Raw genomic sequence first — 12,610 nt, forward strand, 5'->3', positions numbered from 1 at the left:
CCAGGCCTCGCGTTCGCGCGCGATCGCGGCACGGCGGTTCGCCACCGCCTCCGCCTCGCGGCGGGCGACGGCGAGAGCGGCGCGCGCCTCCGCCTCCACCCTGCGGGCCTCGGAGAGGGCAGCCCGCGCCTCGGCCACCGCCGCCTGCATCGCGGCAAGGGCGGGAAGCTCTGCCTCGTTGGCGCGAAGGCCCGAGAGGCGTTCGGCGGCGTCGGCCTGCTCGGTCCCGAGTCGCTCCTCCTGCGGCACCAGCGCCGCGAGGCGTGACGAGGCGGCCGTCGCGCGTGCCGTTAGGCTCGCATGCGACGCACGGGCATCCTCGAGGCCACGCTCGGCCATGCGGCGTGCGTTGCGGGCGGCCTGGTCGGCGGCGAGCGCCCGGGCCTCGGCGGCGGCAGCCTCGTCATGTGCCGCCTTGGCGCGCGAGGCTACGAAATCCGCTTCTCCAAGCCTGGAGCGGAGGCCGGCGAGCCGGTTGCGCTGCGACAGCCTGATGGCGGCGGCACTCGGCGTTCCGGCGCGCACGGCGTAGCCATCCCAACGCCAGGTGGCCCCGTCACGGCTGACCAGCGCCTGCCCAGGCCTGAGCAGCGGCCACAGCGCCTCGCCTTGCTCCGCCGTCTCGACCAGCCCGACCTGCGACAGCGCACGGGCAAGGACGGGCGGCGCCTTCACCAGCCCTGCAAGCGGCGCGCAGCCGGCGGGAAGCGGCTGTGCCGGCACGATCGGGGGAAGGGCGCGCCAGTGCCGCGGTGCTGCGTCATCGGCTGGCGCCTCCAGCGCCTCGCCGAGCGCCGCACCAAGGGCGGTTTCCAGACCCTCGGGCACCGTCACGGCATCGACCAGCTTCGGCCAGAGCTCGTCGTCGCGCCCGCCGAGCACCTCGCGAAGTGCCGCGACCTCGGCCGCGACTCGGGCACGGTCGGCATCGGCGCGGGAGGCTGCGCGCGCAGCCTCCGCCGAAGCTGCCTGCGCCTCTCCGCGCGCTGCCTCGCAGCGCTCGACCTCGGCGCGGGCGGTGGCGAGTGCGGTGGTCGCGGCGGCCAGTGCTGCGCCTGCCTCGTCGAGCGCTGCTGCCTCGACCAGCTGCTGTTCGAGGGCCGCACGCTCACGGGCGAGCTTGGCAGCCTGCTCGGCGATGCGGGCGAGCGCCTGTTCCGCGGCGGTGATGGATTGGCGGAGCGCATTGGTGCGCGCCTGCGCCTCCGCCGCGCGCTCGGTGGCACCCTGGGCGTCGGCCTCGAGGCCAGCGACTCGGCGGCTTGCCCCGTCGGCAGCGTCGGTCGCCTCGGCAATCAGCGCTGGCTGGCCGGCTTCCTTCTCGGCGAGAGCGGCATCCTCCGCCGAGAGCCGCGCCTCGGCTTCGGCCGCATCGGCGGAGAGCTTCTCGGCATGTGCGAGGTCGCGCGCGAGCTCGGCCAGCCGCGCCTGGGCTGCGGCGAGCGCGCTGCGGGCGGCACGCTCCTCCGCCTCGAGCCGCGCGGCATCTGCGCGCGCCCGCTCCACGGCGGAGCGTGCCTCGGCATCGGCCTCGCGCAGGTCGGGCAGGACGGCTTCGGCCTCCGCCGCACGGGTCGCTGCGGCGGCAGCGGCCTCCGTCGCTTCCGCGACGGCACGATCGGCCTCGCGCATGCCGGCCTCGGCGGTGGCCATCGCGGCGGCGGCGCGGGCGAGGCGGGCGGCGTAGAGCTGCTCCTCGGTCTCGCGCAGCTGGGTGGCGATGTTGCGGTAGCGCGTCGCCTGCCGCGCCTGCTTCTTCAGCGTCGCGAGCTGGGCATCGAGCGTGCCGAGGATGTCATCGGCGCGGCCGAGATTGGTCTCCGCCGCGCGGAGCTTGAGTTCGGCCTCGTGGCGGCGGGAATGCAGCCCGGTTATGCCGGCCGCCTCCTCGAGCAGGGTGCGGCGATCCTCCGGCCGCGCGTTGACGATCGCGCCCACCTTGCCCTGGCTGACCATGGCGGTGGAGCGTGCGCCCGTGGCGCTGTCGGCGAACAGCAGCTGCACGTCGCGCGCGCGCCACTCGCGGCCGTTCACGCGATAGGTGCTGCCGTGGCCGCGCTCGATCTTGCGATGCACCTCGATCTCGACGGGGCCGGGGGGGCCGTCCTTTCCGTCATTGGCCGCCGAATGCAGTGCTGCCGGCGCCGCGCCTGGGGGCGCCTCCAGCATCAGCGCCACCTCGGCATAGGTGCGCTGCGCCCGCGTGGCGGTGCCGGCGAAGATCACATCCTCCATCTCGCCGCCGCGGAGCGACTTCGCCGAGGTTTCCCCCATCGCCCACCGCACCGCCTCGACGATGTTCGACTTGCCGCACCCGTTCGGCCCGACAATGCCCGTCAGCCCCGGCAGGATCTCGACATGCGTCGGTTCGACGAAGCTCTTGAACCCGGAGAGGCGAAGCCGCGTGAAGGTGAGCGCCATGGGCGATGGAGGTCCTTATGCCAGGTGGCTCAGGAGCCGACGCCAGCCTCGCGGGCGAACCGGTCGAAGCCGATCGCGCCGGAGACTGCCGGCAGGCGGTTGTTGAAGACGAAGGAGGGCGTTGCCTCGATGCGGTGCTGTTGCTCGCCGGCAAGCCTGATCTGCAGCACGCCGCGCTGCAGCTGCTCGTTGGCGAGCACGGCGTCATAGGTGGCGCGTGACATCCCTGCGAGTGCGGCGATCCTGGCGAGGTCTTCCGCGAAGCTCCGCCGCGCCCATTGCGCCTGGGTGCGCATCAGCGTGGTGATGAAGGCCTCGAACCGCTCAGGGGGCATCGCGCGCGCCACGGCGGCGGCGGTCAATGCCGCCGGGTCGAGCGGGAAATCCCGCAGGATCATGCGGATCTTCCCCGTCTCGATGAGCTCGCTCTTCACGCGTGGAAACGTGTCGGCGTGGAAGGCGGCGCAGTGGCCGCAGGTCAGCGAGTAGTACTCGATCACCGTCGCGGGCGCCGTCGCCTGGCCGATGCTGCGCTCTGCCAGCATGGCCTCGAGCGGCGGAAGCGGGGCCTGCGCACGTGCCGGCAGGGTTGCGGCAGTCGTTGCGGCGCCCACAAGGGCTAGTAGGTGGCGGCGGTCGATCACGGTTTTGTCCCCAACATCTGGTGAAGATACTGCCTGCGAAGGCGGTGAGTCGAGTCGTGCGAATGTGGCCCGGCGTGGCGCCCGCCGCGCATCACCTCGCCGCGAGATCAGCGGCGGGCGACGAGGTGCGCGCCGAGCCGTGCGAGCGCATCCTTCAGGGGGCCATCGGGCAGGTCGGCCACCGTCGCCGCTGCCTTGGCCACCGCCTCGCGCGGCGGCGGGCGGGGCAGGGGGCGCGGCGGCGGGGTGGGAAGCCCCTCGCCACGCTGGCGGCGACGTTCGGTGAAGCGGAGCTGTGCCACCGCACCGCGGCCAAGATGGCCATTGATGCGCGCGATCAGTTCCGGCGCGAGATGGGTGAGCTCGAGCGCCACCGGCCCGCTTGCACGGATCGTCAAGGTGCCGCCCTCCGCACCGCCGACCAGGCGCTCAGGGGCCGTGACGGCGGCGAGCGCAGGCCCGACGACGGCGGGCCAGTCGAGTGCGAGCCTCGCGACGGCAGCCTGCTTGCCGCGCATCAACGGCCGCGTGACGGAGGAGACGAGGCTGGCGACGGGCAGCAGCCCCATCTCGCGCCGCGCCTGCGGCACGTCCCCAGCGCCCTCCGGCTTGCCGGTTGCCTTCGCCATCATCACCCTGCGTGCATGGTTCCTGAAGGTGATGCTAGCACGGCTTCCGCCCTGCTCGCCTGGTACGACCGCCATCGCCGCACGCTGCCATGGCGCGCGGGGCCAGGGGAGGCACGCGACCCCTACCGCGTCTGGCTGTCGGAGGTGATGCTGCAGCAGACGACGGTCGCTGCCGTCACGCCGCGCTTCGGCGCGTTCCTCGCCCGCTTTCCCACGGTTGGCTCTCTCGCCGCAGCCGAATGGGATGACGTGGCGAAGGCGTGGGCGGGGCTCGGCTACTACGCGCGGGCGCGTAACCTGCACGCGGCGGCCAAGGCGGTGGCGGCCGAGGGCGGCTTCCCGCGGGACGAGGCGGGGCTGCGCGCCCTGCCGGGCATCGGCGGCTACACGGCCGCTGCGATCGCGGCGATCGCCTTCGACATTCCCGCCGTGCCGGTCGACGGCAATGTCGAGCGCGTGATGGCGCGCCTTCACGCCGTGCGCGAGCCGCTTCCCGGTTCGAAGACTGCCCTTGCCGCGCATGCGCGCAGGCTCGGCGACGCACCGGCCGCGCGCGCGAGGCCGGGGGATTTCGCGCAAGGACTGTTCGACCTGGGTGCCACGGTCTGCACGCCGCGCAGCCCGACCTGTGCGCTCTGTCCCCTCATCGGTCGCTGCGCAGCACAGGCCGAGGGCATCGCCGATCGCCTGCCGGCGAAGGTGGCGAAGCGTGCGGTACCGCAACGTTACGGGGCCGTGTTCTGGCTGGAGGACGATGCGGGCCGCGTGCTGCTGCGCCGCCGCCCGGCGGAAGGGTTGCTCGGCGGCATGATGGAGCTTCCCGGCACGCCCTGGCGCGACGCCGGGTGGGATTCTGCCGACGCGCTCGCCCACGCCCCGGCCCCTGTGTCATGGGCGGGCGCTGGCCTCGTGCGGCATGTGTTCACGCATTTCGCGCTCGACCTCTCCGTGCATGTCGGGCGCATTGCCGTACTGCCGGGGGAGGGCACACACCGCAGCGCGGTTCTCGACGCAGGCCTGCCAGCGGTGATGGCGAAGGCCGCGAGGCTCGCGCTGGCCGCTCAGGCTGCGCCGCAGGATCAGTCGATCGGGCGGAGCCTCGCGCGGAGGACGTCGAGCGGCAGGAGCCTGCCGCGGTCCTCGTAGTGCCAGAAGGTCCAGCCATTGCAGGATGGCGCGTTGGTCAGCGCGGCGCCGAGGCGGTGGATCGAGCCGCGTTCCGCCCCCGCCCGCAGCGTGCCGTCCGCCGCCACCGTCGCCGAGACGCGACGGGCACGGTCCCACACCACCGTGCCGGGGGCGAGCAGGCCTGCCTCGACCACCGCACCGAAGGCGACGCGTGGCGCGTCGCGCTTCGATGGTGTCGCCGCGAGGCGTTCGTCCGCCACCGGAACGACCGCTTCGATGCGCGCCCGCGCGGCCGCCGCGTAGCCGGCCTCGCGCTCGATGCCGATGAAGCGGCGGCCCAAGCGTCGGGCGACCGCCCCCGTCGTGCCCGTGCCGAAGAACGGGTCGAGCACCACCTCGCCTGGCTGCGTGGAGGAGAGGATCACGCGATGCAGCAGCGCCTCCGGCTTCTGCGTCGGGTGAAGCTTGTCGCCTCCGTCGTCGCGCAGCCGCTCCGGGCCGGTGCAGAGCGGGAAGGTCCAGTCGCTCCGCATCTGCAGGTCGTCGTTCAGGCCCTTCATCGCTTCGTAGTTGAAACGATACTTCGCGTCGCGGTCGCGCGAGGCCCAGATCATCGTCTCGTGCGCGTTGGTGAAGCGACGGCCGCGGAAATTCGGCATCGGGTTGGACTTGCGCCAGACGATGTCGTTGAGGATCCAGAAGCCAAGGTCCTGCAGGATCGTGCCGACGCGGAAGATGTTGTGGTAGCTGCCGATCACCCAGAGCGTGCCGTCGCGCCGCAGCACGCGGCGCGCCTCGCCCAGCCAGGCGCGGGTGAAGGCATCGTAGGCGGCGAGGTCGGGGAAACGATCCCACTCCGCATCGACGCCGTCGACCTCGGAATTGTCCGGCCGGTGCAGCGCGCCCTTCAGTTGCAGGTTGTAGGGCGGGTCGGCGAACACCGCGTGCACCGAGGCTGGCGGCATCGCGGCCATCGCCGTGATGCAGTCCCCCTCCAGCACCTGATCCAGCGGCAGATCGAGTTCCCGCCCCATGCGCCCCCGCGTGACCACGCGGATGCGCGGCTCAATCCGCGATTCTGGACGGTGAGCGACTCGGGCGTCAACCGGTGCGTGCGATCGCCTTGGCGAGATCGACCGGCGCGAAGCCCGGCCGGTGGTGGCGGGTGGCGCCGAAGGCAGCGAGTGCTGCGCGATGCGCGACGGTCGGGTAGCCCATGTTGGCGCACCAGCCATAGGCCGGGTGGCGGAGGGCGAGGCGGGTCATCGCACGGTCGCGCAGCACCTTGGCGACGATCGACGCGGCGGCGATCGAGAGGCTGAGCGCGTCGCCCCCGACGAGGCAGCGGACCGGGATGGGCAGCCTCGGCGCGCGGTTACCGTCGACCAGCGCGACCTCGGGCGTGGTGCGAAGCCGCGCGACCGCGCGTGCCATGGCGAGATGGGTCGCGGCGAGAATGTTGATGCGCCCGATTTCCGCGCTGCTCGCAGCCCCGGCGGCGAGCACCACCGTGCCGTTCCGCGCTCCCAGAATGAGTTCCGCGAAGGCTGCCTCGCGGGCCGTCGCGCTCAGCTGCTTGCTGTCATCGATCATTGCCGCGAGCGCCGGCGCCGGCGTGGCGAGGAACATCACCGCCGCGGCGAGGACCGGTCCCGCCAGCGGGCCGCGCCCTGCCTCATCAACGCCGGCGACGCGGGCCGCCCCCGTCATGCGCTCATGCGACAGGTCCGGCACGGCGGCTAGGACGAAGGACTCGGGCGGGGCATCATCCCCGCATGATGATCAGCTGCTAGGCGCTGGCAAGGGCCGCCGAGGCTTCCCGTTCGAGGCTGCTGCGCAACGCCGGCTCGAGCCCGAGGCGATGGCCGAGCGCATCGAGGAACGCACGCTCCGCCGGCTGGTCAGGCTCGATCGAGAGGCGGGCCGACAGCCAGAGCTCCGCCGCCTGCTCGGGCGTCGCGGCGAGGGCTGCGATCGTTGCCGGGTCCGACGGCGCGTTCATCGCGTCGAACAGCGCTGCCTTCGCCTCGGCATCGAGGCCCGCACGCTCGACAGCCTGGAAGATCGATGCCTGCTCGGTGCCGTCCATGTGGCCGTCAGCCTTCGCGGCGGCGACCATGGCGCGGACGAGCGCGATGCCGAAAGGCTTGCCGTCGGCCGCGGGCTGGGTGGGCAGGAATCGCGCATCCGTCGCCTCGATCTCTGCCCGGCTGGGGGCAGGAAGGGACGCGGGCGCCGCCTGGCCGGACTGGTAGTTCTGCCAGGCGCGAGAGGCGAGCGCGCCGAGTGCCGCGGCACCGCCATAGCCGACCGCGCTGCCGGCGAGCTTGCGTGCCTTCTTGCCGCCGAGCAGCAGGCCGATGACGCCGGCAGCGGCGGCACCGCCGGCGAGCCCGCCGGGAATGCCCATGCCGGACATCTTGCGGTCAGCCTGGCCAAGGGTGGAGGCGGCACGATCGCCCGTGCCGGCACCGAGGAAGCGGTCGAGGAGGGATTTTGCGTCGATCATGCCCATCACATTGTCCGGCGGTGGCGGGCGTTCAAGCCGACTGGCTGGTCACAGCAAAGCAAGCTGGCGCGTTTCCTCCGCCGGGGCCGCGCACTCGGGCACACGGAACTGACTGCTGTCGAGGCCGCCTGACGGGTTGTCGAGGCCGAGGCGTTGGGCCGCCGTGGCGAAACGACGGGCCAGCAGGTCGGCATAGGCGCCTGTGCCGCTGAAGCGGCTGCCGAAGCGCGCGTCGTTCAATCCACCCGCCCGCGTCTGGCGGATCAGGGCAAGCACCTTCGCGGCGCGGTCGGGGTAGTGCGCGTGCAGCCACTCGGTGAAGATCTCGCGCAACTCATGCGGCAGGCGCAGCAGGATGTAGCCCGCGGCATCGGCCCCCGCGCGCGACGCCGCGCCCAGGATCGCCTCGAGCTCCGCATCATTCAGGCCCGGGATCATCGGGGCGGCGAGAACGCCTGCCGGGATGCCAGCGCGTGCCAGCGCCTCGATGGCCTGCAGCCGGCGCGCCGGTGTTGCCGCCCGCGGTTCCATCACCGCCGCAAGCCTGCGGTCGAGCGTCGTGACCGAGAGGCAGACGCGGACAAGCCTGCGCTCCGCCATCGACTGCAGGATGTCGATGTCACGCACCACGAGGGCGGATTTCGTGACGATGGTGCAAGGGTGGTTGAAGTCGGACAGCACCTCGAGGATGCCGCGCGTCAGGCGCAGCTGGCGCTCCACCGGCTGGTACGGGTCGGTGTTCGAGCCGAGCGCGATCGGCGCCGGGCGATAGCGGGGCTTCGACAATTCGCGGGCGAGAAGCTGCGCAGCCTCGGGCTTGAACAGCAGCTTGGTTTCGAAATCGAGGCCGGGCGAGAGGCCGAGATAGGCGTGCGAGGGCCGCGCATAGCAGTACACGCAGCCATGCTCGCAGCCGCGATAGGGGTTCACCGACCGGTCGAACCCGATGTCGGGGCTGTCGTTGCGGGCGATGATGCTGCGCGTGGCGTCCCGCGTCAGCGTCGTTGCCAGCGGCGGCGGGTCGGCCAGGTCCTGTTCCGTCGTGCCCCAGCCATCGTCGACCGCCTCGGCGCTCAGCGGGTCGAATCGGCAGGGTGGGGCCGTGACGGCGCCACGGCCCTTGCGCGGCGGCGGGGCCGGCGCCTCCGCCCGCGTCCAACCGTCATCACCCGGGTCCTCAGCACCTGCAACGAGAAGCGCGTCATCCATCGCCCCACTCCCGATCCGCACCATTCTGGTCCGATGCCGGAGGGTGGCCGAGGCGGGCGGTTGCAGTCAAGAACAAAACATGAACATCGTTGCGGGCTTGCGTTTTCGGGCATGCTCACGCCATTGCGTTCACCACCGGCACCAGAGCTTCGGGCAGGTTGAGGACGATGCAGCCGAGACAACCATCCCCCCTTGCGCTTCCCTTTCCCGACCTCTCGGTCGTGATCCCGACGCGCAACGCAGCCCATGCCCTGCCCGCGACGCTCGCTGCCCTGGGCGATCTGCCGCGCGAGGTCGTGGTTGCCGATTGCGGCTCGGCCGACGGAACGGCGGTGGTCGCGGCGGAACTCGGTGCCCGCGTCGTGCCCGCACCCGAGGGCCGCGGCCACCAGATCGCTGCCGGCGTCGCGGCGGCCTCAGGACAGTGGCTGCTGCTGCTGCATGCCGACACGGTGCTTTCGCCGGGCTGGACGGGTGCTGTCGCTGCCTTCACCGCCGCACCCGACGCCTCCCGCGTTGCCGGATACTTCGCCTTCCGGCTCGACGAGGATGCCGTCGCGGCACGCAGGCTCGAACGTGCCGTCGCCTGGCGCTGCCGATGGCTCGCCCTTCCCTATGGCGACCAGGGGCTGCTGATCCACCGCGGCATGCTCGCGCGGATCGGCGGCGTGCCGGAGCAGCCGATCATGGAGGATGTGGCGCTGGTGCGCCGGCTCGGCCGCGCCCGCATCCGCCCGATCGGGGCGGAGGCGATCACCTCGGCGGCGAAGTTCCGGCGTGACGGCTACCTCAAGCGGAGCGCGGGCAATTTCGGCCTGCTGAGCCTCTGGTTTGCCGGGGTTCCGCCGAAGTGGCTCGCGCGGATCTACTGAGCGGGGATCAGGCCGCGCTGGTGCGGAGATGTTCCTGCAGCCTGGGCATCAGCTCGACGAGGTTGCAGGGCCGGTGGCGGCTGTCGAGCTGGAACCGCAGGATATCGTCCCACGCATCGCGGCACGCACCCGGGCTTCCCGGCAGGGCGAACAGGTAGGTGCCGCGCGCAACGCCGCCGAGGGCGCGTGACTGCATCGTGGACGTGCCGATCTTCTGGTAGCTCAGCATCCGGAACAGCTCGCCGAACCCCTCGATCTCCTTTTCCAGCACGCGCTTGAACGCCTCGGGGGTGACGTCGCGGCCGGTGATGCCGGTGCCGCCCGTGGTGATCACGACATCGACCGAGGGGTCGTCGACCCAGGCGATGAGCTGGATGGCGATGACGTCGGCCTCGTCACGCAGGATGGTGCGGGCGACGAGCCTGTGGCCTGACCCGGCGATGCGTTCCGCGAGCGTATCGCCCGACTTGTCGGTGCCTGCCGTGCGCGTGTCGGACACGGTCAGCACGGCGATGTTCACCGGAAGGAACGCCCTGCTCTCGTCGATGCGTGACATGTCTCTGCCTCACCCGGAAGGGGGCGGCCCCTGATCCTCGCGTCGGGCCTAGCGCTGGCGCGCTTCCGCGCCCGGGATCGTGCCGCCGTCAGCGTCAACATAGCGCGGCCAGCGGCCAGCGGCGAGCGCATCGAGCGACGACGATGGGCGGCCGAGGCGGCTTGCATAAACCCAGGAATAGGTGAGCACGGTCTGGACGTGCCGGCGGGTTTCATGAATCGGGATCGCCTCGAGGAACAGCAGCGGATCGCCCTTGTGCTGCACGATCGGCGCCCATCGGGCGAGGCTGCCGGGGCCGCTGTTGTAGGCGCCGATCAGGTGGATCAGGTCGCCGTCGACGCCGGGGTGGCGGGCGAGATACTCGATGTAGCGCTGGCCGACCTCGAGGTTGAACTCCGGCTCGTGCAGGCGATGGCGGTCGCGCCCGGCGAGCGAGCGCTGGCCCGTCACGTAGCCGGCCGTCACCGGCATGATCTGCATGATGCCGCGCGCACCGGCAGCGCTCACCGCACCCGGCTCGAAATTGCTCTCCATCCGCGCGAGCGCGAGCAGCAGCGCCGGGTCGGTGCGATAGCCGCCCGTAGGCGCCCAGCGGGGGAGGGGGAAGCGGGCAAAGTCGCGCGGGCGGCCATCGCCGCTCTCGGCCAGGCCGGCGAGGCGCATCGCGGTATCGGGCATGCCGGCCTGGCTTGCGATCACGAGCATGGCGCGGGCCAGCGCCGGGTCGGCGGCAGCCGCGTCGCCCATCGCGCGGAACTCGCTCTCCGCCCGCGCCCGCTCGCCGATCTGGAGCAGTGCCAGCGCGCGAAGCCCGCCCGGCTGTGCGGCGAGCAGCGCTGCCTCCGCCTCGCCGAGCGTATCGCGCTCCCATGCGAAGCCGCCTGGGAGGCCAAGGCTCCGGCGGGCGAGAAGCCCATAGAAACTCCGCTGGTCCTTCGCCGCCTCCTGGAGCCATGGGGTGTAGGAGCGTGGGTCACGCGTGCGCAACGCTGCACGGGCAGCCCAGAACGCACCGGCTGCCCGCCGCGCCGATGTGCCGGTCTCCGCCCGTGCCGTCGCCTCGAAATGCCGTCGCGCGACATCGAACCGCCCGAGCCGCCAGGCAGCGAGGCCGCCGATCCAATGCAGGTCAGCCACCTCGCCGCCGCCGCGGCGTATGCCGGCCGTGGCGGCGTTCAGCGCCTCGGTGTCGCGGTTGCGGAGGAAGAAGGCGCGCGCGATCTCTGCCCTGAGCAGTCCCGCCTGGGCCGGGTCGACGCCGCCTGCACCCGCGATCGCCGCTTCCGCGGCGGCGAATTCCTCGCTGCGCAGCCGTTCCCGCACGGTGCGGACGAGGCCCGGGCTGCGTGCACCGGGACGAAGGATGAGCCTGTCCTCGTCATCGAACATGTCCGGCGTGGGAAGGGGGGCGTCCGTCGGCGCATCGGGACGCCTGGCGCCACGTGGCAGGCGGTTGATGAGCAGCGCGTGGATGCGCCCAGCATCGGGCTGGCCGGCGAAGCGCGACAGCCAGTCGGTGAGCTCGGGCACAGTCGCGCGCGTGTGCGGGCCGAGCAGCCTGTCGGCGAGGATGTGGCCGAGCAGCAGCGTGTCCGACAGGCGCTCGGTTTCCGCTGCGGCTTCGGTGATCCGCCCGCGGTCATGCAGCGCGAAGATGCGGCGATAGCGTGCAGCGTCGGACGGCAGCAGCACCTGGGGGATGCCGGCCATGCCGCCTTGCTGCGGCGGCCGCGGCACGGAGAGGGCGAGTTCCGACCACGCCCCGACGCCGGCTCCCGCCTGCCCCTCGGCTAAGCCTTCCCGCGCCGCGACGTCGTGCGGTGCGGATAGGCTTGCTGCGATCCAGATCAGGCCCGCTGTGGACGCCGTGCGGGCCCATGCCCCCGTTTTCGTTCGCATGGTCCCCCGGCGTTAACCGAGGCTTAACCGGTTGCGCAATGCCCATCTGCGTGACAAATCCCACGAGATGAGACGGCATCCGTTGACTCAAGACGTTCCGGCCCGTTCCTGGCGTGCCTTAATGCTGCCTTATCTGCGCCAGGCGCTGTTGCAGTGCGAGAAGATCCGCCCAGGCATCCTTTTTCGCGCCAGGGTTGCGGAGGAGGTAGGCGGGGTGGAGGGTGGCCAGCGCCGGCACCGCCTCAGCCCCATCGACCGGCACGTCGAACCAGTTGCCCCGCATCCGCGTGATGCCCTCACGCGCCCCGGTGAGCGAGCGCACCGCCACGGCGCCCAGCAGCAGCAGCAGCCGCGGCTTCACGAGTGCGATGTGCCGGCGGATAAAGGGCAGCGACAGCGCCACCTCGCTGTCGGTCGGGTTGCGGTTGCCGGGCGGCCGCCACGCGACGATGTTGGTGATGTAGAACGATCCGGCTCCGGTTCCTGTCCGCGAGAGGTCGATCGTCCCGAGCATCCTGTCGAGCAGCTTTCCCGACGCGCCGACGAAGGGCCTGCCCTCGCGATCCTCCTCCGCCCCCGGCGCCTCGCCGATGATCATCAGCGGCGCCGTCGGGTCGCCGTCGGCAAAGACGAGGTTGGTCGCCGTCTCCCGCAGCGCGAGGCCGTCGAAGCCCGCGACCGCCGCGCGCAGGGCGGGCAGGTCCGCCGCTGCCGCCGCTAGCGCCTCGGCGCGCGCCACAGCC

Annotated in this window: 12 protein-coding genes; 2 read left to right on the top strand and 10 right to left on the bottom strand. The window is 72.2% G+C overall.

What is annotated here, in order from left to right; genetic code table 11:
- The 3 genes from Q0C38_RS22460 to Q0C38_RS22470 all read right to left on the bottom strand — a co-directional run.
- Nucleotides 1-2,421 (bottom strand): AAA family ATPase (locus tag Q0C38_RS22460; RefSeq protein ID WP_291299374.1); only part of this gene is annotated, 2,421 nt, incomplete at its 3' end.
- A gap of 29 nt (nucleotides 2,422-2,450) precedes the next feature.
- On the bottom strand, nucleotides 2,451-3,065 hold the full coding sequence (locus tag Q0C38_RS22465; protein ID WP_291299375.1) for a thioredoxin domain-containing protein: 615 nt from the start codon (nucleotides 3,063-3,065) through the stop codon (nucleotides 2,451-2,453).
- A 107-nt stretch (nucleotides 3,066-3,172) separates the two neighbouring features.
- Nucleotides 3,173-3,694, bottom strand: coding sequence for a DUF721 domain-containing protein (locus tag Q0C38_RS22470; protein ID WP_291299376.1), 522 nt, complete (start codon nucleotides 3,692-3,694; stop codon nucleotides 3,173-3,175).
- 15 nt (nucleotides 3,695-3,709) lie between these two features.
- On the opposite strand from Q0C38_RS22470, the gene Q0C38_RS22475 reads away from it, so the two are divergent.
- Nucleotides 3,710-4,840, top strand: coding sequence for an A/G-specific adenine glycosylase (locus Q0C38_RS22475; RefSeq protein ID WP_291299377.1), 1,131 nt, complete (start codon nucleotides 3,710-3,712; stop codon nucleotides 4,838-4,840).
- Here the strand turns inward: Q0C38_RS22475 and Q0C38_RS22480 are convergent.
- The 4 genes from Q0C38_RS22480 to Q0C38_RS22495 form a co-directional block, all read right to left on the bottom strand.
- Nucleotides 4,774-5,856, bottom strand: coding sequence for a site-specific DNA-methyltransferase (locus Q0C38_RS22480; RefSeq protein ID WP_291299378.1), 1,083 nt, complete (start codon nucleotides 5,854-5,856; stop codon nucleotides 4,774-4,776). The two genes, Q0C38_RS22475 and Q0C38_RS22480, sit on opposite strands and share 67 nt — an antisense overlap.
- Nucleotides 5,857-5,923: 67 nt before the next feature.
- On the bottom strand, nucleotides 5,924-6,556 hold the full coding sequence (locus tag Q0C38_RS22485; RefSeq protein WP_408870059.1) for a ribonuclease HII: 633 nt from the start codon (nucleotides 6,554-6,556) through the stop codon (nucleotides 5,924-5,926).
- A gap of 55 nt (nucleotides 6,557-6,611) precedes the next feature.
- Nucleotides 6,612-7,331: a tellurite resistance TerB family protein gene (locus tag Q0C38_RS22490; RefSeq protein ID WP_291299379.1), complete on the bottom strand. Its 720-nt coding sequence runs from the start codon at nucleotides 7,329-7,331 to the stop codon at nucleotides 6,612-6,614.
- A gap of 48 nt (nucleotides 7,332-7,379) precedes the next feature.
- Nucleotides 7,380-8,540 (bottom strand): PA0069 family radical SAM protein, encoded by a 1,161-nt coding sequence (locus Q0C38_RS22495; protein ID WP_291299380.1) that lies wholly within the window; start codon nucleotides 8,538-8,540, stop codon nucleotides 7,380-7,382.
- A 167-nt stretch (nucleotides 8,541-8,707) separates the two neighbouring features.
- Here Q0C38_RS22495 and Q0C38_RS22500 point away from each other — a divergent pair, with 167 nt between their 5' ends.
- Nucleotides 8,708-9,412, top strand: coding sequence for a TIGR04283 family arsenosugar biosynthesis glycosyltransferase (locus tag Q0C38_RS22500; RefSeq protein ID WP_291299381.1), 705 nt, complete (start codon nucleotides 8,708-8,710; stop codon nucleotides 9,410-9,412).
- 7 nt (nucleotides 9,413-9,419) lie between these two features.
- On the opposite strand, the gene moaB is transcribed toward Q0C38_RS22500, so the two are convergent.
- From moaB to Q0C38_RS22515, 3 genes are all read right to left on the bottom strand, one after another.
- Nucleotides 9,420-9,968, bottom strand: coding sequence for a molybdenum cofactor biosynthesis protein B (gene moaB / locus Q0C38_RS22505; RefSeq protein ID WP_291299382.1), 549 nt, complete (start codon nucleotides 9,966-9,968; stop codon nucleotides 9,420-9,422).
- Between the two features lie 48 nt (nucleotides 9,969-10,016).
- The gene (locus Q0C38_RS22510; RefSeq protein WP_291299383.1) at nucleotides 10,017-11,678 is read right to left on the bottom strand and encodes a lytic transglycosylase domain-containing protein; all 1,662 of its coding nucleotides are present in this window, start codon (nucleotides 11,676-11,678) and stop codon (nucleotides 10,017-10,019) included.
- Nucleotides 11,679-11,985: 307 nt separating this feature from the next.
- A partial coding sequence (locus Q0C38_RS22515) for a uracil-DNA glycosylase (protein WP_291299384.1) occupies nucleotides 11,986-12,610 on the bottom strand: 625 nt, incomplete at its 5' end.

This window comes from Elioraea sp. (genome assembly GCF_022842375.1).
In the GTDB taxonomy this organism is placed as follows: domain Bacteria; phylum Pseudomonadota; class Alphaproteobacteria; order Acetobacterales; family Acetobacteraceae; genus Elioraea_A.

Excerpts from the sequence above, each read along its gene's own strand:
- Q0C38_RS22470 (WP_291299376.1), bottom strand. The coding sequence starts at position 3,694 with ATGGCGAAGGCAACCGGCAAGCCGGAGGGCGCTGGGGACGTGCCGCAG.
- Q0C38_RS22475 (WP_291299377.1), top strand. The coding sequence starts at position 3,710 with ATGGTTCCTGAAGGTGATGCTAGCACGGCTTCCGCCCTGCTCGCCTGG.
- Q0C38_RS22480 (WP_291299378.1), bottom strand. The coding sequence starts at position 5,856 with ATGGGGCGGGAACTCGATCTGCCGCTGGATCAGGTGCTGGAGGGGGAC.
- Q0C38_RS22490 (WP_291299379.1), bottom strand. The coding sequence starts at position 7,331 with ATGATCGACGCAAAATCCCTCCTCGACCGCTTCCTCGGTGCCGGCACG.
- Q0C38_RS22495 (WP_291299380.1), bottom strand. The coding sequence starts at position 8,540 with ATGGATGACGCGCTTCTCGTTGCAGGTGCTGAGGACCCGGGTGATGAC.
- Q0C38_RS22500 (WP_291299381.1), top strand. The coding sequence starts at position 8,708 with ATGCAGCCGAGACAACCATCCCCCCTTGCGCTTCCCTTTCCCGACCTC.
- moaB (WP_291299382.1), bottom strand. The coding sequence starts at position 9,968 with ATGTCACGCATCGACGAGAGCAGGGCGTTCCTTCCGGTGAACATCGCC.
- Q0C38_RS22510 (WP_291299383.1), bottom strand. The coding sequence starts at position 11,678 with ATGGCCGGCATCCCCCAGGTGCTGCTGCCGTCCGACGCTGCACGCTAT.